Origin of the sequence: Shinella sp. WSJ-2, from assembly GCF_003432075.1 — a bacterium.
GTDB lineage: Bacteria > Pseudomonadota > Alphaproteobacteria > Rhizobiales > Rhizobiaceae > Shinella.
In genome coordinates this window covers 72,201-90,104 of sequence record NZ_QWBU01000009.1, presented here as the reverse complement: position 1 = coordinate 90,104, position 17,904 = coordinate 72,201, and the positions used below count along the sequence as shown (strand labels likewise).

The following is a 17,904-nucleotide window of genomic DNA, read 5'->3' as shown; positions in this document are numbered from 1 at the left end:
CAAATCGGGGCGGCCTTCGGGCCGCTCCTTTGTAAATCACTAAGACCGGGTGAAGTTTTGACGGTTCTCAAGAATGCAAATCGCGCGCTGATCCTGACGGGTCTCGTGCTCGCGGCGGGTTCCGCCCAGGCTGCCAACGGCTGTGCGCCGGGCACCTTTTCCACGACCCTGTCACCGGACAGGAATTCCACCAGCTTCCTCTTCGATTCCCTCTTCGCCATCAGCGACCGTACGCAAGGTCCGGGTCGCACGACCTGTTCGCTTTCCGCGCCGGTCACGCAGGCCAAGGGTTACTCGGTGTTCTCCGTCGATTATCGCGGCTTCACCACCAAGACCGGCGACCAGACGGTAACGCTCGACGGCGGCAAGAAGGGCGATCGCGTTCGCCTCTATAATCCCGACGGTGAGGTTGCCGAGGATTACGAAATCAACCGCCGCATGGGTACGGTCGATTCCGAGACGCTCGACCTCTCCATCCTCCTGACGGCTGAAGGACAGGACGGTGACCTCGATGCCGCGCAGATATTCCTGGATACGCTCGATGTCTCGCGCATCGGCTTCACGACCCGCGAATCCGTCAAGGGCTCGCTCGATGGCCTTGCCGAACAGCGCCGCTCGCTTCTGGCCGGTGTCGATACCGTGGCTGGCCGCATCCTCGGCCTGACCGATCCGTTCGCGGGCGACGACTACATTTCCGCCTTCGCCGGCACCGAGGGCTTGGTGGGCTTCAATGCGCGCTGGAACGCGACAGAAGAGATCACCCTGATGGGCGGTCTGGCCGGCTACGATGCGCGCCAGACCGGCACCGATGCCGACAATATGCTGATCGCTGCCGCCTCGGCACGCTATGCCATACCGCTCGACGACGGCTGGAAGGCCTTTGGCGAAGTCGGCATCTGGGGCTCGCCGGATGTCGAAGCGAAATACACGCGCGACTATATCAATGCCGGAAAACTCGTGTCCCGCACGAACGATGCCTCGGGCTCGCTGATCGGCGGCCATGTCCGCGTCGGCGTCGCCTATGCGCCAGATACACAGAACGAGTTCACCGCAGCCTTGCGGCTGTCCCGCTCGGCACTTGATGTCGCGTCCTATGCGGAAACGCCCGACGCCGACAACCTGTTCGCCGCGGCCCTTTCTGGCAAGAGCACGGTGGCCGACACCGCAGACGTTACGGTCATGTGGACGCATGCGCTCAATCCGACGGTCGACTACTCGCTTTTCGCCACCGCCGGCCAGACCTTTGGCAATGGCGATGCGGTCAAGGCGGATGTCGATTGGGTCGGCAAGGCGACGGGCGGTTGGGAAACACGTCGTTTCGGCTCGGTCGGTGCGCGCGTCGGCTGGAAGTTCCATGAGAACTGGGCGGTCGATACGCGTGCCAGCCTGACGGTCGCCGAAGAGAGCAAGCCGCGCTGGAATGCCGGCCTGCAACTGAAGGCGAGCTTCTGATCTTGAACTCTTGGGGCGGCCGAAGGGCCGCTCTTTCCTTTCAATACTTTATAAAATCAGTAGAAATTATTTTCTCGTTCTCCGGCGATTTCGGAGACCGAAAGTTCCCGTTCGCGCTGCCCAATAAATCGCCATTCGTTGTTCACGAAAGCGGCATTTGCGATTTTGCTTCACAGAAACCGGGTTGGTTTCGAGCGTCGATCCTCCCAATCGCGAAAGCAGGCTATCATGTTGAATATCACCAAAAATCTTCTCTCCCGCCGCGTGGCGCTCGCAGCGATCGCCGTTGCCGCCGTGTCCGTCTCGGTCCTCTCCGTTTCCAGCCCCTCCGTCGCGGAAGACAAGAAGGACCTGAAGGTCGGCATCATTTCCGGTGAGGATGAGGACGTCTGGCGCGTCGTCACCGCCGAGGCCGCCAAGAAGGGCCTGACGATCGAGACCGTCGTCTTCAACGACTATACGCAGCCGAACGAGGCACTGTCGCGCGGCGAAATCGATGCTAACGCCTTCCAGCACCTGCCCTATCTGGAAAACCAGATCAAGACGAACGGCTACAAGATCGTGCCCGTCGGCTATACCGGCGTCTGGCCGATCGGCCTCTATTCCAACAAGCACAAGAGCGTTGGCGACCTGCCGGAAGGCGCCGTCGTCGGCGTGCCGAACGATCCGTCCAACGAAGGCCGCGCGCTGCGCGTGCTGCAGAACGAGGGTCTGATCAAGCTGAAGGACGGCACGGGTATTCTCGCGACCATCGCCGATATCTCGGAAAACCCGAAGAAGCTCGAGATCAAGGAACTCGACGCCGGCATCGTCGGCCGCTCGGTGGAAGATCTTGACGCCGCCGTGGTCAACACCGACTGGGCGCTGAAGAGCGGTCTCACCCCGGAAAATCGCATCGCGCAGGAGCCGGTCGCCGACAATCCCTACCGCAACTTCATCGCCGTGCGCGAGGAATCAAAGGATGAGCCCTGGGTCAAGCCGCTGGTCGAGGCCTATCAGAACGACGTCGTGAAGGCCGAGTTCGACCGTGTCTACAAGGGTACGGGCATTAGCGCCTACTAAGGCACAGGACGGCCAATCCGGCAGCCCGCGACGCGCTGAAACGCCGTCGCGGGCTGTCTTGGCATTTGCGGAAGGACGCGCAATGAACTCACATGTGACCTGGAAAGCGGCCTCCGCCGCGGCCGAAGAGACGGATGTCATCCGCCTTGCGGACGTGCGCCGGCGCTTCGGCGAGACGGCGGCGCTGGATGGCGTAACGCTTACCGTCCGCCGCGGCGAAATCCTCGGCATCATCGGCCGCAGCGGTGCCGGCAAATCGACGTTGATCCGCTGCCTTAACGGGCTGGAACGGCCCGACAGCGGTACGATCGCGATCGAGGGCCGCGAGATCACGGGGTTGGGTGAAGCCGATCTCCAGCCGCTGCGCCGCCGTATCGGCATGATCTTCCAGCACTTCAACCTGCTCTCCGCGAAGACCGTCGAGGAGAATGTCGCGCTGCCGCTGAAGATCGAGGGCTGGCCGAAGGCAAAGCGGTTGGCGCGCGCCGCCGAGCTGCTTGAGCTCGTCGGCCTCTCCGGCAAGGCGAAAGCCTATCCGTCCGAACTTTCCGGCGGCCAGAAGCAGCGTGTCGGCATTGCGCGCGCGCTCGCCGCCAAGCCTGCGTTGCTGCTTTCCGACGAGGCGACCTCCGCGCTCGACCCGGAAACCACCCGTTCGATCCTGGCGCTTCTGAAGGACATCAACCGCAAGCTCGGCCTCACCATCCTGCTCATCACCCATGAGATGGAGGTGATCAGGGGCATCGCCGACCGCGTGACCGTGCTCGATGCCGGCCGCGTCGTGGAGGAGGGGCCGGTCTGGCAGGTCTTTTCCCGCCCGCAGGCGCAGACGACGCGCAGCCTGCTCAGCAGCATCCGCCCGCAGCTTCCCGCCCATATCGCCGACAAGTTGACGACGGATGTCGGCGGCGAGGCGATCCTCGGCATCGACATTGCCGGCCCGGCCGCCACCGGCCCGCTGTTTGAGGGGCTGTCGCAGGAATTCCCCGGTGGCTACCGCCTCATCCATGGCGGCGTCGATCATATCCAGGAGCAGGCAGTCGGCCGCTTCTTCCTCGCGGTGCCGGCCGAAAAGGCCGCGTCGCTAGCATCCTATGCAGAGCGCCTCGGCGCCCAGGTGGAGGTCCTCGGCCATGTCGCCGATCATGCTTGAACTTCTCGTCCGCTCGCTCTGGGAAACCGTCGTTATGACGGCCGCCTCGGGCATCATCTCGCTGGTCTTCGGGCTGCCGCTCGGCCTCGCGCTGGTGGCGACGGCCCGTGGGGGCATTGCGGAAAACCTCTGGGTCAACCGTGTGCTCGGCGCCGTCATCAACGGTTTCCGCTCCGTGCCCTTCATCATCCTGCTCGTCGCGCTTATTCCGGTCACGCGCCTCATCGTCGGCACGTCGATCGGTACCTGGGCGGCCATCGTGCCGCTGTCGATTGCCGCCACACCCTATTATGCGCGCATCGCCGAAGTGTCGCTGCGCGAGGTCGATCGCGGCCTGATCGAGGCCGTGCGTGCTATGGGCGGCAATCGCTGGACGATCGTTCGCGAAGTGCTGATCCCCGAGGCGCTGCCCGGCATCGTCGCGGGTTTCACGGTGACACTGGTCACGCTGATCGGTGCCTCGGCCATGGCCGGCGCCATCGGTGCCGGCGGTCTCGGCGACCTCGCCATCCGCTATGGCTACCAGCGTTTCGAGACCTCCGTGATGGTGGCCGTCGTCGCCGTGCTGATCGTCATGGTCTGCGGCATCCAGTGGATCGGCGACCGCTGGGTGGCCAAGCTCGATCATCGCGGTTGAGTGCAAGGATACGGCGGCGGGATCAGCCCCCGTATTCGATGATCTCCAGACCGGCATTGTAGTCGGTTGCGTAGATCAGGCCGCGCGCATCGACGAAGACATCGGCCGACTGGATGACCTGCGGACGGCCGGGCCGCCGGTCGGTCATCGTCCTCGGTGCGGCTGGCACCAATGCGCCGGTTTCCACCGGCCTGTAAGGATCGGAAATGTCGAAGGCGCGAATGCCGGCATTCTGCCAGGTGGCGAAGATCAGCCTATCCGAGACGAAGGATCCCGGCCGGTTCTCGTGCAGGTTATGCGGCCCGAAATGGCCGCCCTTTTTCGCATAGTCGATCTCGTCGGGGATCGGGAAGGTCGCGATGCTGATCGGGTTCGACGGTTCGCGGATATCGAAGACCCAGGTGTGCTTGCGGCCGTCTTCCTCATGGTCCGCCACCGCCTCGTCGGCGACGATCAGCAGACCGCGCTCCACCAGCGGCAGCGGCGAATGCGTGCCGCCGCCATAGGGCGGGCACCAGTTGTGGTGCTTGATGAGTTTTGGCGCGGCGTGATCTCGGATATCGAGCAGCGTCAGCCCGCCGTCGCGCCAGCAGGCATAGGCGGTGTCGCCGTGCACCAGCGCGTGGTGCAGCGCATGGCGTCGGCCTTGGGGGGCCAGAGAAACCTCGCCCGCCGCCGCATTCATGCCGGGCAGCCACCAGCGGCCGACCAGCTCCGGTTTTGTCGGATCGGCCATGTCGATCGTCACGAAGATATAGTCGGTGAAGCCGTCGAGCAGCGCCGAGGCATAGGCATAACGACCACCGACATACCAGAGCCGGTGAAAGCCGACGCCGTCCACATTGAGCTGGCCGATCTTTCTTGGCCGGTCAGGTGCCGAAATGTCATAGACCGTCATGCCCGCCGTCCAGGCGCGTGACCGCTTGGCGCGCAAGACCGTCTCGCCGACTGATTTTGTGTAATAGGCCTTCTCGTCCGTGAAGGTCTCGATATCGGCGAAGAGGTCAAGTGCGTTGATGACGAGCAGCAGGTCGTCATGGGTCTGGAGATGGATGTTCCAGGTGTTCGGCGGTGCCGGCACATAGGTGACATTGCCCGGCCGTTTCGGATCGCGCACGTCGACGATCGAAAAACCCTGCGACCAGGGATGGGCGACATAGGCAAAACCCCTATGCACCATCAGCTGCAAGCCATCGCCCCGCCCGCCGATGTCGGAATGGCCGATCAGCGTCATGTTGCGGGCGAAATCGGGTGTCGGCAGGCTCATTACGGGCGTCCTCTTCAGGGGCATGAAACAGCACTCTCGCAGCTGGCGGCGGCGTTGAACAAGCGTGCGCTTTGCGAAGAAGAATTGGAAAAAGGAAAATAATTCCAGATGCTTGCGCGCGATCCCGCGGGCGGTTCCCGCATTTTCCGGCGGGCCGCAACATAGGCAAGAAAATTCTATGGTTTTTGTAGACTATAGCAGCCGCTTTCTTATCAATCCGGCCGTTTGCCCGCATCATTGCTCTATCCTGTTTGCGAAGAAAGGTGCTGCCATGCCGTCGATCGATATTCCCGTGGATACGCTGATCCTGCCCGGCCTCAATGGTTCGGCGGAGGGGCACTGGCAGCGGCACTGGACGCGCGACAATCCGGGCAGTCGGGTCGTCGAGCAGTCCGACTGGGCCTGCCCTGACCGCGAGGCCTGGCTTTCCGAGCTGGAACGGCAGGTGGCGATGACGACGGGCGATCTCTTTCTGGTCGGCCATAGTCTCGGCTGCGTGCTGGCGGCGCATTTCGCCGAAAGCCGGCTGGCCTCGCGCATTCGCGGAGCGCTTCTCGTCGCGCCCTGCGATCTCGATACGACCGAGACGCTGCATCCCTGTATCATCCGGTTCGGCGCCATGCCGCGCCGCCGCCTGCCGTTCCCCTCGCTCGTCGTCGGCAGTCTCGATGATCCCTACATGCCGACGGATCAGCTGCGCCGCACGGCGCGCGCCTGGGGCAGCGATCTCGTCGATATCGGCAATGCCGGACATATCAACATTGCCAGCGGCTTCGGCCGCTGGACGGCGGGCTACGACTTCCTTGAACTTCTGAAGCTGCGCAGCGAGCGCGATCCCTTTGCCGCAAACAAAGACGGCCGCCTGTTCACGGTGGCCGTCGCGGGCATGGGACTGGCGCTCCACTGAGCGCCAGTCTTCCTATCGGTGCGATGCCCATGGCACCAGGCGCCGCTCGATGAGGCGCGCGACATATTCCAGCACGATGGCGATCAGTGCGATGACGATGATGCCGGCAATGACGATATCGGTGACGAGGAATTGCGCCGCCGATTGGATCATGAAGCCGATGCCGCTGGTCGCCGCCACGAGTTCTGCCGCCACCAGCGTCGTCCAGCCCGCGCCGAGAGCGATGCGGATGCCGGTCAGAATGGAGGGGACGGCACTCGGCAGGACCACTTCCCGCAGCACCTGCGCCTTGCTGGCGCCGAGCGAGCGGGCGGCATTGATGTGGTCCTTCGAGACGGCGCGCACGCCGGCCGAGGTCGACAGGATGATCGACGGTAGCATGGAGAGCGCGATGACCGTGATCTTCGAGGCTTCGCCGATGCCGACCCAGATGATGACGAGCGGCAGATAGGCGAGCGGCGGCAGCGGACGCAGGAACTCCACGATGGGATCGAGGATGCCGCGGCCGACGCGGCTCGTACCGATGGCAAGGCCGGCGGGAATGCCGATGAGGATGGAGGCGATCAGCGCGCCGAAGATGCGATAGAGGCTCGCGCCGACATGCTCGGCCAGCGTCGCATCGACGAAGCCCGTCACGACGAGATTGTAGAGCGCGATGACGACCTGTCGCGGCGAGGGCAGGAAGACCGGCGAGACCAGCGCATAGGCCGAGGCGAGCGCCCATAGGCCGATGATCACGCCGACAGTGAGCGTGGAGATGACAGCAATGGGGAGGGGGCGGGCAGCGCGGGCCGGCGTCTCATCGGTCGTTTCGCCCGCGAGGGCGTCGAGTTCACTCAGAAGCGTCATGCGGCAAGCTCCTCTTCGCCGGCGTGGATGAGGCCAGTCAGTCCGGCATGCATGCGTTTGAAGATCGGCGAGGCCTTCACGTCGGCAACCGAAGCGCCGTTCAGGATCTCGGCATTGAAGCCGGCCTCGACCTCCGCCGTCAGGCGGCCCGGATTGGGCGAGAGCACGACGACGCGCGTGCCGAGCAGCAGCGCCTCCTCGATGCTGTGGGTGATGAGTACGGCGCCCGCGCCGCTCTCGGCCTTGATGCGCAGCAGGAAGTCCTGCATGCGCGTGCGGGTCAGCGCGTCGAGTGCGCCGAGCGGCTCGTCGAGCAAGAGGAAGCGCGGCTCGGCGGCGAGCGCCCGGGCGATGCCGACCCGCTGGCGCATGCCGCCGGAGAGTTCCCAGATGTGCCGGTCGCCGGCATCCGCAAGCCCTACGCGCGCCAGCAGCACCTCGGCTTTCGCGCGGCGTTCGGCAAGCGCTACGCCCTTTAGTTTCAGGGGAAAGGCGATGTTGTCGCGGGCATCGAGCCAAGGATAGAGCGCATCGTCCTGGAACACTACGGCGCGGTCGGCGCCCGGTCCGGTGACGGGCGTGCCGTCGACGGTGATGGCACCCTCGGTGGGCTTCAGGAAACCGGCGGCCAGGTTCAGCAGGCTCGTCTTGCCGGAACCGGAGCGGCCGATGATCGCCACCAGCTCGTCAGAGGCGACCTGCAGGTTGATGCCGTCGAGAACGCGCTTTTCGGCTGCCCCGCCTTTGCCGGTGCGCGCCGGATAGGTGAGCGAGACGTTGCGGAAGGTCAGGATGCTCATGGGGCCTCCGGGAGGTTTGCTTGAGATTGGCGACGGCCCGGCGGCGCTTTCGCGCAACCGGGCCACCTCCGCCGCAGGATGTTCGCCGGTCAGTAGGCGAGCTTGGTCGCGTCCGTGACCCAGCGGGTAGAGACGTAGGGCTTGTAGTCGGAGAGGGTGGCGGGGATCTTGCCCTGTTCGAGCAGGAAGGCCGCGGTATCGGAAACCGCCTTCACCGTGCCGCCGCCGAGCAGCGCTTCGCCAGCCTGCTCTTCCAGCGTCGGGAAGATATAGCCCTTAAGGAGCGCCGGAACCTCGTCCTGCTTGGCGCCGGTGAGGCGGGCGATCTTTTCCGCTTCCGGCGAGGTCGCGTTCCAGGCATCGGGATTGGCGCGATAGGCGGCCGTCGCGTCGCCCGTTACCTTCACGAAGGCGGTGACGACATCGGGATGCTCTTCGGCGAACTTCTTGCTGACGATCCAGGCGTCGAAGGTCGGGCCGCCCCATTCGGCGACGTCGGCGGACGTCGCAAGAACCTTGCCGCTCTTCTTCAGCTCGGACAGGACCGGATCCCAGACATAGGCGCCGTCGAGGTCGCCACGTTCCCAGGCAGCCGCGATTTCCGGTGGACGCAGGTTGAGGATCTCGACGGACTTCGGATCGACGTTCCAGTGCTTCAGCGCCGTCAGCAGGCTGTAATGGGCGGTCGAGACGAAGGGTGTCGCGATCTTCTTGCCGGCGAGGTCCTCGGGCTTTTCGATGCCCTTCACGGCGAGCGCCTCGGCTTCGCTGATCAGGCCGACGACGAAGATCGTCTCAATCGGCAATTCGCGGCTGGCAGCGGCAGTGAGCGGCGAGGAGCCGACATAGCCGATATCGAGCGAGCCGGAGGCGATGGCTGCGATTACGTCGGCGCCGCCGTCGAATTTCTGCCAGTTGATCTTGGCGCCGGTCACCTTCTCATAGGTGCCGTCAGCCTGGGGAACGCGCGAGGGCTCGACGATCGGCTGGTAGCCGATGTTGAGCGTGACTTCGTCGGCAAAGGCGGTGCCGAAGGATGCGGCCAGCGTCAGCGCGGCGGTGGCGGCCAGCAGGGTTCTGCGGGTAATGCTCATGATCTCTCCTCAAGTTGCCGTTGCCCGAGCTCTCTGGGCGGGCCGGTAAATTGAGATTATAAAATCTATGAATTTAGTAGAGAAATTTTCGCCTCAATTTTGAGGCCGTGCGGCAATTGGTTTTTCGTTGATTGCAGGCTGCCGTGGAACGGGTTGTACGACCGTACTAGGGTGGCAGAAGCCTAAAATGCAGGACGTGTTGCCTAAGACGGTTAAAAAATGATGCGGATAGGGCACGTCTGATAGCAAAACCGCGTGAAAACGCGAAAATCCAGTCTGTTCTTCTTGCGACGGTCGGCGCAAATAAATTATACCGTTTTTATATGTTTTTCGCACTTCAGTGCCTAGAATGAGCCGGAATCACCCTTCATGGGTGAACTGAACGATCTTCCCGAAGACGACGGGCCAATCTGGAGAGCGCGACAAACGGTTTCGCGCCGCCGGGTGATCCGGACGATTAAGACATGCGGATGGAAAGCAGGCGGACATGCTGACGAAAAAGGGAAAGTACGGACTGAAAGCCCTCGTGGATCTGGCGCGGCTTGCGCCCGGTGAAACGGCTTTCGTCAGCGAGATCGCGCTGCGCAACAACATTCCGAAGAAGTTTCTCGACACGATCCTTCTGGAACTGCGCAACGCCGGCATGCTGCGCTCCAAGAAGGGGCCGGGCGGCGGCTATTCGCTGTCGCATGCTGCCTCCGAAATCCGCATTGGCCATGCCATCCGCGTGCTTGATGGTCCGCTCGCGCCCATCCGCTGCGCCAGCCGCACGGCTTTCGAGGCCTGCGAGGATTGCGCCGATCCGGAAACCTGTCAGGTTCGTCGCGCCATGACCGACGTGCGCGACGCCATTGCCTCCATTCTCGATACGATGACGCTGGAACAGTTCGTAGCCGTTCCCGGCGCTGCCGCGGTCATCGACGACGAAGAACTGGAAAAGCGCGCCGGCTGAGGCGCTTATGGCCCGTTCATCACGGCGGCCAACCGGGCATGCTTCAGGTTTCGGCCTCCGGCGCATGCCGGTGCATCTCGATCAGCAGGCGGCCGCTTTGTTCCAGCGCGGCCCGTGACGCGGCCGACAAGGTTTGCTCCGCTTTCTCCATCCCCACCGAATCTGCCTGCCGTATTGCGCTCGCCGCTTCCTGTGCCACCGTGAGGGCGGCCGTTGCGGCGAGGAAGGCGTTTGTCCGGTGCTGTCCGGCAAGGCCGATCTGCGCGGCGTCGATGGCGCGCCCCGCCTCCTCGGCCATGGCCTCCGCCGCGGCAAGGCGGGCGGAGAGGAGGCCTATGGTGGCCGGTGCCGTTGCTCCCTCCAGAACCTGCCGCAGCGCGCGGCGGCCGGCACCCAGATGGCGGCTCGCCTCCAGCAGCAGATCGAGCGCGTGCGGCACGGGTGGCTGTGGCGCCTCGCCGGCGGCATGCAGCAGCACGTCGCCATCGATGAGCACGTCCTTGAACAGGACGGGCTCGGCGGGCTGCACGCCGCCGGGTGCGGGCTCGCAGCTGTTGGCCGCGTAGCGCAGGCCGTCGATGCGGGTTGGCAATAGCAGGCCGGCGGTCTTGCCGCCATCGCCGAGCACGGGGATCAGCATCCAGTCCGCATGGCGCGTGCAGGGCGTCGATAGCGCCTCGCCGCTGAGGCGGTGCGCAAGGCCGACAATGGCGAGCGGCAGTGCCTCCAGCTCGGCGCCGCCCCGCCGGCCGACGGCCCGCGCAAGCCGGGCGCCGGAACGGGCCGCGGCAAAGATCGTGTTGCGCTGGCCCTCGGTGCCGAAGCTGCGGATATGTTCGAGCGCGGTAAAATGCGCCGCGAGAATCTCGCCGAGGGTGGCCGAATGCGACGCGGCCTCCGCGCAGACGGCGACCAGAACGGTATTGGAAACATCTATGCCGCCCTGTTCGGTGGGAACGGAAATGCCGAACAGGCCGGAGCGGGAGAGCAGATCGAGGCGTGTTTCCGCCGTGCCGCTTGCCGCCGGGCTGGAAAGATCGAACAGGCCCGCAACCGTGCGGGCCACATGTATCGCTTCGTCTTCGGTGCCGATCACGGCGGCGGTGCGCACCGGTCGGTCAAGCGCGGATGAAATCGTACCCATGGCGTCAGCTCCTTGCGGAAGGTGGTTTCAGGGTGCGCTGGTTCGGTCGGGCAAAAGATCATATTCTATAGACATTGTATAGATCGCTTTGGCGCCCGGGGCAAAGCCGGGCAGACCGGGACCCCATTGCACGGCGTTACATCGCCGTCGCACAAAGCCGGGCGGTCTCAAGAGCGAGAGACAGAATGGAAAACCCGCCATCTGGTTCCTCGATCCCGTATCACGACGTTGGTGCAAACGCAGAATACCATCGGCTCCGTCCCGTTCAAGCTGGTGGATCACTCCGGTTGGGCGGGACTGGAACCAAGCGGCGCGCCGGCCATTTTATCGATCTGGGGATGCCGATTAATAGTCTATAGATTTTGTAGATAAATGCCGCTAGATTGCTCGCGTCATCCTTCGGGAGGAAATAAAATGAGACAAGAGACGGATGTGGCGGTCATCGGTTCGGGTTTTTCGGCCGTGGCGCTGGCGCTCAATCTCGTTGAACTGGCACCGCCGACGGCACGAATCAGCCTCGTCGGCGCGCGTGAAGAGCAGGGCAGGGGCATCGCCTATGCGACGACGGTTGATTGCCACCGCCTCAACGTACCCGCCGGCCGTATGAGCCTGTTTGCCGACCGGCCCGACCACTTCACGCAATGGCTTGCAGAAAATGGCCATGCCGCAACGGCCGGCGATTTCGCGCCCCGGCGCCTCTATGGCGACTACATCGAGGATTGCCTCGATGCCGCGCTGAAGCGCACCGCCAATCGCGCCGCGCTCACGCTCGTCGATGCCGAAGCCCAGCGCGCCGAGGCACTGGCCGATGGCGGGCTGCTCTTCCATCTCTCCGGTGGTTCCATGCTTGCGGCGCGCGTTTCCGCGCTCTGTACCGGTGCCGGCACCGGCCGCCTACCCTTGCCGGACGAGGCGATATCCGAGGAGGTTCGCCCATTCGTCGTGCAGAACCCTTGGGACGATGCGTGGTGGAGCCGCCTTCCCGACGACGGCGATGTGCTCTTCGTCGGCACTGGCCTCACCATGGTCGATCAGTGTCTTCGCCTCGCGCGGACCGGTTTTCGTGGCACGATGCATGCCGTCTCCCGTCACGGCCTGCTGCCGCAAGCGCATCTCGCGCACCGGGCCGAACCGATCGCGCCGTTGCTTCTGCCTGAAAGCGCTGAACTCAGCGCCATGCTCGCGAAGCTTCGTGCGGCTGCGACCGCCACGCCGGACTGGCGCGCCGTCATGGATGGCCTTCGCCCCGTGACGCAGGACCTCTGGAAAGGCTGGACGTCGGAGCAGCAGCGCCGGTTCCTGCGCCACGCCGCACCGTTCTGGAATGTCCACCGCCACCGCATGGCACCCGCCGTCGCCGCCGAAATCGCGGCGTTGCGTGAGACGGGGCGGCTCGTCGTGCGACGCGGCCGGTTGCAGGCGCTGCATGGGCAGGATGACGGCGTAATCGCCTCCGTTCAAGGTCGACCGTTGTCGGTGGCCATGGCGGTCAATTGCACCGGTTTCGAGCGATGTACGGTCTCGGCCTCGCCGCTTTTGTCCAGCCTTGCCGCCGAAGGGATCGTCGCGCCCCACCCAATCGGCCTCGGCATCGCGGTCGATGACCATTCCGCGGTGCCCGCGTCCGAAGGAAAGCTTTATGCCATGGGCCCGCTCACCGCCGGGCGCCATTTTGAGATTACCGCCGTGCCCGATATCCGTGTGCAGGCTCGTTCGGTCGCCGGACGCATGGCCACCGAGATCGCCAAGTCATGATCTCGCAGAAATCCAAATATGCCCTGCGGGCGCTTCTTGCGCTGGCGCGTATCGCGCCGGGTGAGACGATGCGCATCGCCGCGATTGCTGCGCGGGAGACGATCCCGAAGAAATTCCTGGAGCAGATCCTGCTGGACCTGAAGCGGGCGGGCTTCGTCGCCAGCCGTCGCGGCAAACACGGCGGCTATCTCCTGCTGCGCAGCCCGGAGGAAATCGTCTTTGGCGATGTGCTGCGCCTGATGGAGGGGCCGTTTGTGCCGCTCGGCTGCCTGTCGCGCGGCGGAAATCGCCCCTGCACCGATTGCCGCGACCGGGCGCTCTGCGCGGTGCGGCGGGTCTTTGCGAAAGTCGCCGCCGCCTCTGATGAAATTCTTGACGGGACGACGCTGTCCGACCTGCTTGCCGATCCCAAAGGAGGCTCTGCCGTAGCGTCGGATGCCAGCATGGGAATTGCGCGCTCAATTAGTCTAGTAAAAATGTAGAAAATATCCGAAACTGCGCTATCATACCGTTCGGCTTCCAGGCGAAAGGAAGGGACATCCAATGTTCTTCGACAGAGGCATGCGGGAAGACGCGGTATGGCCGGAGGGTGTGCCGGCATTGAAAATCGCGATCATCGGGGCTGGTCCGTCCGGTCTTGCCACGGCGATTGCGCTGATGAAGCGCCTGCATCGGCCCTTCGAGGCCTGGCTCGTTGATGCCGAGGATGCGCCGGGCGCCTTCGGCAATGGCGCGGCGGGCCTGGTGCCGACCACCGAGCCGGCGCGTGACCTCTCGGTCGTGCCCGAGCGCCCCGACGATTTCGCCGACTGGCTGAAGATCAATTGGCTGGCCGGGGGCACCGTCACCACGCTCTGCCGCCCGCAGGACCTGCATGCGCCGCGCGCGCTGTTCCGCGACTATGTCATGGCGCGCTTCGGCGAGGTGATGGCGCTGCGCAAGGATGTGCGCATCCGCACCTTCCGCGGCCATGTCCGCCATGTCGATGCCGGCGGCGCCACGCCGCGGCTGATCTTTCGCGACGGCGAATGCGCCGATTTCGACCATGTCTTCGTCGCCACCGGCTTTGGCATCACGCAGCGCGAGGCCGCTTCGTGGCAGGCAGCGCACAGTGTTGCCGAGCGCCTGTCCGGCCTCGAAAACCCGATGCCGCTGACGCTTGTCGGCAACGGCCCACGCCTGGCTGCCATCCTGCTGCACCTTCGGGCAAACGGCTTCGCGGGGGAAATCCACATCGCGGCGGCCAGCGGCCGCCTGCCGCAACCGCATGCCCGCCCGCAATCTGGCCTCGCCTTCGGTGAACCGCCGGCAAGCCGCTCGTTGCAGGAAGCGTTCCGCTACGTGCGGCGCGAATGTAGACGCGCGGAGGCGCGCGAGGGCGGCCAATGGCAGGCCGTTGTCGACGCCGCTTCCGCCCGTCTTGCCGTGGTCTGGCGGAACCTCCCGCAGGCCGAGCGCAACCGCTACCGCCGCCATCTGCTGCGCCTGCACCGCCACTTCTCCATTCGCCTCGCGCCCGACGTCCACCGGCGCCTCGCCGCTGAAATCGAGACCGGCCGCACGCGCTTCGTCTCCCCGCGCGCCTCGAAATCCGCCGACGAGACCGTCATCGACTGCCGTGAGGTGCCATCCGCCCGCGCGCTCGCCGGCCTCCTGTCCCGCGATGCGGCGGCGCTGAGCATCGATGACGGCGGCTATCTCGCCCATCACGGTACGCCGATACCGGCGATTTCCGTGGTCGGTGCGATCGCCTCCAGCCTGCGGCCGGGGCCCTTCACCTTTGCGGAAACCGTGCGCCAGGCCTATCGCGCGGTGCTGGCTGCCACCCCGCACGGCCTCGCCCGCACCTCCGAGCGCTGAAAAAAGTTTGAGGTGAAGGCCCAAAACGCGCATTTTCCGCGGATGCATTTTGCGCTTCGGACCCCGTTTGCGAGATGAACCGTGCGCGACCTGTGGGTTAAAGCAGGTCTTCCATTGCGCGGTTTCGGCCGGTTTGGAACCGGTTTTGCGAACTTTCCGGGCATTGTTGACTAACTCTACTAATTCAATAGGGTTTTGGTCGGGACAAGCATCCAGGAGGTTGAGATGTCGATTTTGGTAAAACGGGTGGGGGCATTGCTCCTGAGTGTCGGACTTGCGTTCGGCAGTGCAACGGCAACGCGGGCGGAGACGACGCTTCTGAACGTCTCCTATGATCCGACGCGTGAGCTGTACAAGGACTACAACGAGGCCTTCGCCAAGCATTGGAAGGCCGAGACCGGCGAAGACGTCACGATCCAGCAGTCGCACGGCGGCTCGGGCAAGCAGGCCCGCGCGGTTATCGACGGGCTCGAAGCCGACGTCGTTACCCTCGCTCTGGAAAGCGACATCAACGCCATCGTCGACAAGACCGGCAAGATCAACAAGGACTGGCGCACGCGCCTTCCGAACAATTCGGCGCCTTACACCTCGACCATCGTCTTCCTGGTGCGGAAGGGCAACCCGAAGGGCATCAAGAACTGGGGCGACCTGGTAAAGGGCGACGTGCAGATCGTTACCCCGAACCCGAAAACGTCGGGCGGTGCCCGCTGGAACTATCTCGCGGCGTGGGCCTGGGCGAACCAGGAATTCGGCGGCGACCAGGATAAGATCAAGGCTTACATTGCCGAACTCTACAAGCGCGCGCCGGTTCTCGACACGGGTGCCCGCGGTTCGCTGACCACCTTCGCCCAACGCCAGATCGGCGACGTTCTGCTCGCCTGGGAAAACGAGGCTTATCTTGCCGGTGCCGAATTCGGTGCGGACTCTTTCGATATCGTCGCGCCGCCGATCTCGATCCTCGCCGAGCCGCCGGTCGCCGTCGTCGACGGCAACGTCGATGCCAAGGGCACCCGCAAGCAGGCGGAAGCCTATCTGAACTACCTCTATTCCGAGGAAGGCCAGAACATCGCGGCAAAACACTTCTACCGTCCGTCGAAACGGGAAGTGGTAAAGCCCGAGTTGCTGCAACAGCTTCCGGACATTAAGCTGGTGACGATAGACGACCCGATCTTCGGCGGCTGGGCCAAGGCACAGCCCGAGCACTTCGGCGACGGCGGCGTCTTCGACCAGATCTACAAGCCGGGGAACTAAGTCCTTTGACGACATCTGCTGCTGCCTCCGGGCGGTGGCGACTGAGACAGCCGAGTGTCATTCCGGGTTTCGGACTGACGCTCGGCTTTTCGCTCGCTTACCTGACCCTCATCATCCTGATCCCGCTCGCCGGCCTCGTCTGGCGCTCTGCCTCGCTCACGGGCGCGGAGTTTCTGGCCATCCTTTCTGACGAGCGCACCATAAAGGCGCTCGAAGTGTCCTTCGGCACGGCCTTCGTCGCCGCGCTGATCAACGTGGTCTTCGGTGTGCTCGTCGCTTGGGTCATCGTGCGCTACGAATTCCCCGGCCGCCGCATCGTCGATGCGATCGTCGATCTGCCCTTCGCACTCCCGACCGCCGTCGCCGGCATCGCGCTCGCGGCCCTCTATGCGCCGAACGGCTGGGTCGGTTCGATCCTGAACGTCTTCGGTATCAAGGCCGCCTTCAACCCGACCGGCATCGTCATCGCGCTGATCTTCATCGGCCTGCCCTTCGTGGTGCGCACGGTGCAGCCGATCATGGAGGAGATCGACCGCGAGGTGGAGGAGGCGGCCGCGACGCTGGGCGCCAACCGCTTCCAGACCATCCGCCGCGTGCTGCTGCCGGGTCTCGCCCCCGCCATCCTCACCGGTTTCGCGCTCGCCTTCGCCCGCGGCGTGGGCGAATATGGCTCGGTCATCTTCATTGCCGGCAACATTCCCTATGTCTCGGAAATCGCGCCGCTCCTCATCGTCATCCGGCTGGAGGAATTCAGCTACGGTGCGGCCACGGCCATCGCCACGATCATGCTGGCGCTGTCTTTCACCATGCTGCTGGTGATCAACCTGATCCAGGCATGGAATCGCAGGAGGTACGGACATGGCGCGTAAGACCCTGCGCTCGCCAACGACGGAGGCCCCGCTGGCGCGGTACGCGCTGATGGCGACGGCCCTCCTGTTCCTGGCACTCTTCCTCATCCTGCCGCTCGCCGCCGTCTTTATCGAGGCCTTCCGCAAGGGGCCGGGCGAGTTCTTCGCCTTGCTCGGCGATCCCGATACGATGGCCGCCATTCGGCTGACGCTGCTGGTCGCTGGCATCGCCGTGCCGCTCAACCTCGTCTTCGGCGTGGCGGCGGCCTGGGCCATCGCCAAGTTCGAGTTCAAGGGCAAGGCGTTTCTGACGACGCTGATCGACCTGCCGTTCTCGGTCTCGCCGGTCATTTCCGGCCTGGTCTATGTGCTGCTGTTCGGCGCAGGCAGCGTGCTCGGTCCCTGGCTGAAGAGCCACGGCATCGAAATCCTCTTCGCCGTTCCGGGCATCGTGCTCGCCACAGTCTTCGTGACCTTTCCCTTCGTCGCGCGCGAACTGATCCCGCTGATGCAGGAGCAGGGCACGGGTGACGAGGAGGCAGCCCTGTCGCTCGGCGCAAGCGGCTGGCAGACCTTCTGGTACGTGACGCTGCCCAATATCAAATGGGGCCTGCTCTACGGCGTGCTGCTCTGCAATGCGCGTGCCATGGGTGAATTTGGCGCGGTCTCGGTGGTCTCGGGCCATATCCGCGGCCTCACCAATACGATGCCGCTGCATGTCGAGATCCTCTACAACGAGTACAATTTCGTCGCCGCCTTCGCGGTGGCCTCATTGCTCGCCGCGCTCGCGCTCGTCACGCTCGTCGTCAAGACGGCCCTCGAACTTCACTACGGCGCGGAAATCGCGGCCGGCCGCAAGCATTGAAAGGCACG

17 protein-coding genes are annotated in these 17,904 nt (G+C 64.4%); 12 read left to right on the top strand and 5 right to left on the bottom strand.

Translation table 11 applies throughout. The annotated features are described in order from the left end of the window. The first annotated feature begins 57 nt into the window (after nucleotides 1-57). The 4 genes from D0Y60_RS18600 (at nucleotide 58) to D0Y60_RS18585 (ending at nucleotide 4,304) form a co-directional block, all read left to right on the top strand. Nucleotides 58-1,452: a DUF4360 domain-containing protein gene (locus D0Y60_RS18600; protein ID WP_158565511.1), complete on the top strand. Its 1,395-nt coding sequence runs from the start codon at nucleotides 58-60 to the stop codon at nucleotides 1,450-1,452. Between the two features lie 228 nt (nucleotides 1,453-1,680). Beyond that, the gene (locus tag D0Y60_RS18595) at nucleotides 1,681-2,514 is read left to right on the top strand and encodes a MetQ/NlpA family lipoprotein (protein WP_117371464.1); all 834 of its coding nucleotides are present in this window, start codon (nucleotides 1,681-1,683) and stop codon (nucleotides 2,512-2,514) included. A gap of 82 nt (nucleotides 2,515-2,596) precedes the next feature. Further along, a complete protein-coding gene (locus D0Y60_RS18590; protein WP_117371463.1) occupies nucleotides 2,597-3,667 on the top strand; it encodes a methionine ABC transporter ATP-binding protein in 1,071 nt (356 codons plus the stop codon). After that, entirely contained in the window at nucleotides 3,648-4,304 is a 657-nt protein-coding gene (locus D0Y60_RS18585; RefSeq protein ID WP_117371462.1) for a methionine ABC transporter permease, read from the top strand. The genes D0Y60_RS18590 and D0Y60_RS18585 overlap by 20 nt, the downstream gene beginning before the upstream one ends. Before the next feature lie 22 nt (nucleotides 4,305-4,326). Here the strand turns inward: D0Y60_RS18585 and D0Y60_RS18580 are convergent, their stop codons facing one another. Beyond that, on the bottom strand, nucleotides 4,327-5,571 hold the full coding sequence (locus D0Y60_RS18580) for a hypothetical protein (protein WP_117371461.1): 1,245 nt from the start codon (nucleotides 5,569-5,571) through the stop codon (nucleotides 4,327-4,329). A 271-nt stretch (nucleotides 5,572-5,842) separates the two neighbouring features. Here D0Y60_RS18580 and D0Y60_RS18575 point away from each other — a divergent pair, with 271 nt between their 5' ends. Beyond that, nucleotides 5,843-6,478, top strand: coding sequence for an alpha/beta hydrolase (locus D0Y60_RS18575; protein ID WP_117371552.1), 636 nt, complete (start codon nucleotides 5,843-5,845; stop codon nucleotides 6,476-6,478). 12 nt (nucleotides 6,479-6,490) lie between these two features. Here the strand turns inward: D0Y60_RS18575 and D0Y60_RS18570 are convergent, their stop codons facing one another. The 3 genes from D0Y60_RS18570 to tauA form a co-directional block, all read right to left on the bottom strand. Continuing rightward, complete coding sequence (locus tag D0Y60_RS18570) at nucleotides 6,491-7,327, bottom strand: ABC transporter permease subunit (RefSeq protein ID WP_117371460.1); 837 nt, start codon at nucleotides 7,325-7,327, stop codon at nucleotides 6,491-6,493. Continuing rightward, the gene (locus D0Y60_RS18565; protein ID WP_117371459.1) at nucleotides 7,324-8,127 is read right to left on the bottom strand and encodes an ABC transporter ATP-binding protein; all 804 of its coding nucleotides are present in this window, start codon (nucleotides 8,125-8,127) and stop codon (nucleotides 7,324-7,326) included. The genes D0Y60_RS18570 and D0Y60_RS18565 overlap by 4 nt, the downstream gene beginning before the upstream one ends. Before the next feature lie 89 nt (nucleotides 8,128-8,216). Then, nucleotides 8,217-9,221, bottom strand: coding sequence for a taurine ABC transporter substrate-binding protein (tauA, locus tag D0Y60_RS18560; protein WP_117371458.1), 1,005 nt, complete (start codon nucleotides 9,219-9,221; stop codon nucleotides 8,217-8,219). A 487-nt stretch (nucleotides 9,222-9,708) separates the two neighbouring features. Here tauA and D0Y60_RS18555 point away from each other — a divergent pair, with 487 nt between their 5' ends. Further along, the gene (locus D0Y60_RS18555; protein ID WP_117371457.1) at nucleotides 9,709-10,173 is read left to right on the top strand and encodes an Rrf2 family transcriptional regulator; all 465 of its coding nucleotides are present in this window, start codon (nucleotides 9,709-9,711) and stop codon (nucleotides 10,171-10,173) included. Nucleotides 10,174-10,216: 43 nt separating this feature from the next. On the opposite strand, the gene D0Y60_RS18550 is transcribed toward D0Y60_RS18555, so the two are convergent. Next, nucleotides 10,217-11,317 (bottom strand): acyl-CoA dehydrogenase family protein, encoded by a 1,101-nt coding sequence (locus tag D0Y60_RS18550; protein WP_117371456.1) that lies wholly within the window; start codon nucleotides 11,315-11,317, stop codon nucleotides 10,217-10,219. 414 nt (nucleotides 11,318-11,731) lie between these two features. Here D0Y60_RS18550 and D0Y60_RS18545 point away from each other — a divergent pair, with 414 nt between their 5' ends. From D0Y60_RS18545 to cysW, 6 genes are all read left to right on the top strand, one after another. Then, nucleotides 11,732-13,072, top strand: a complete 1,341-nt coding sequence (locus tag D0Y60_RS18545; protein ID WP_158565509.1) for an FAD/NAD(P)-binding protein — start codon at nucleotides 11,732-11,734, stop codon at nucleotides 13,070-13,072. Next, nucleotides 13,069-13,554, top strand: coding sequence for an Rrf2 family transcriptional regulator (locus tag D0Y60_RS18540; RefSeq protein ID WP_117371454.1), 486 nt, complete (start codon nucleotides 13,069-13,071; stop codon nucleotides 13,552-13,554). Before D0Y60_RS18545 ends, D0Y60_RS18540 begins: the two co-directional genes overlap by 4 nt. A 61-nt stretch (nucleotides 13,555-13,615) precedes the next feature. Then, a complete protein-coding gene (locus tag D0Y60_RS18535) occupies nucleotides 13,616-14,932 on the top strand; it encodes an FAD/NAD(P)-binding protein (RefSeq protein ID WP_117371453.1) in 1,317 nt (438 codons plus the stop codon). A 225-nt stretch (nucleotides 14,933-15,157) separates the two neighbouring features. Continuing rightward, a complete protein-coding gene (locus tag D0Y60_RS18530) occupies nucleotides 15,158-16,183 on the top strand; it encodes a sulfate ABC transporter substrate-binding protein (RefSeq protein WP_117371452.1) in 1,026 nt (341 codons plus the stop codon). A 5-nt stretch (nucleotides 16,184-16,188) separates the two neighbouring features. Continuing rightward, nucleotides 16,189-17,052: a sulfate ABC transporter permease subunit CysT gene (gene cysT / locus D0Y60_RS18525; RefSeq protein ID WP_117371451.1), complete on the top strand. Its 864-nt coding sequence runs from the start codon at nucleotides 16,189-16,191 to the stop codon at nucleotides 17,050-17,052. Beyond that, nucleotides 17,042-17,896, top strand: coding sequence for a sulfate ABC transporter permease subunit CysW (cysW, locus tag D0Y60_RS18520; protein WP_117371450.1), 855 nt, complete (start codon nucleotides 17,042-17,044; stop codon nucleotides 17,894-17,896). Before cysT ends, cysW begins: the two co-directional genes overlap by 11 nt. Nucleotides 17,897-17,904 lie beyond the last annotated feature (8 nt).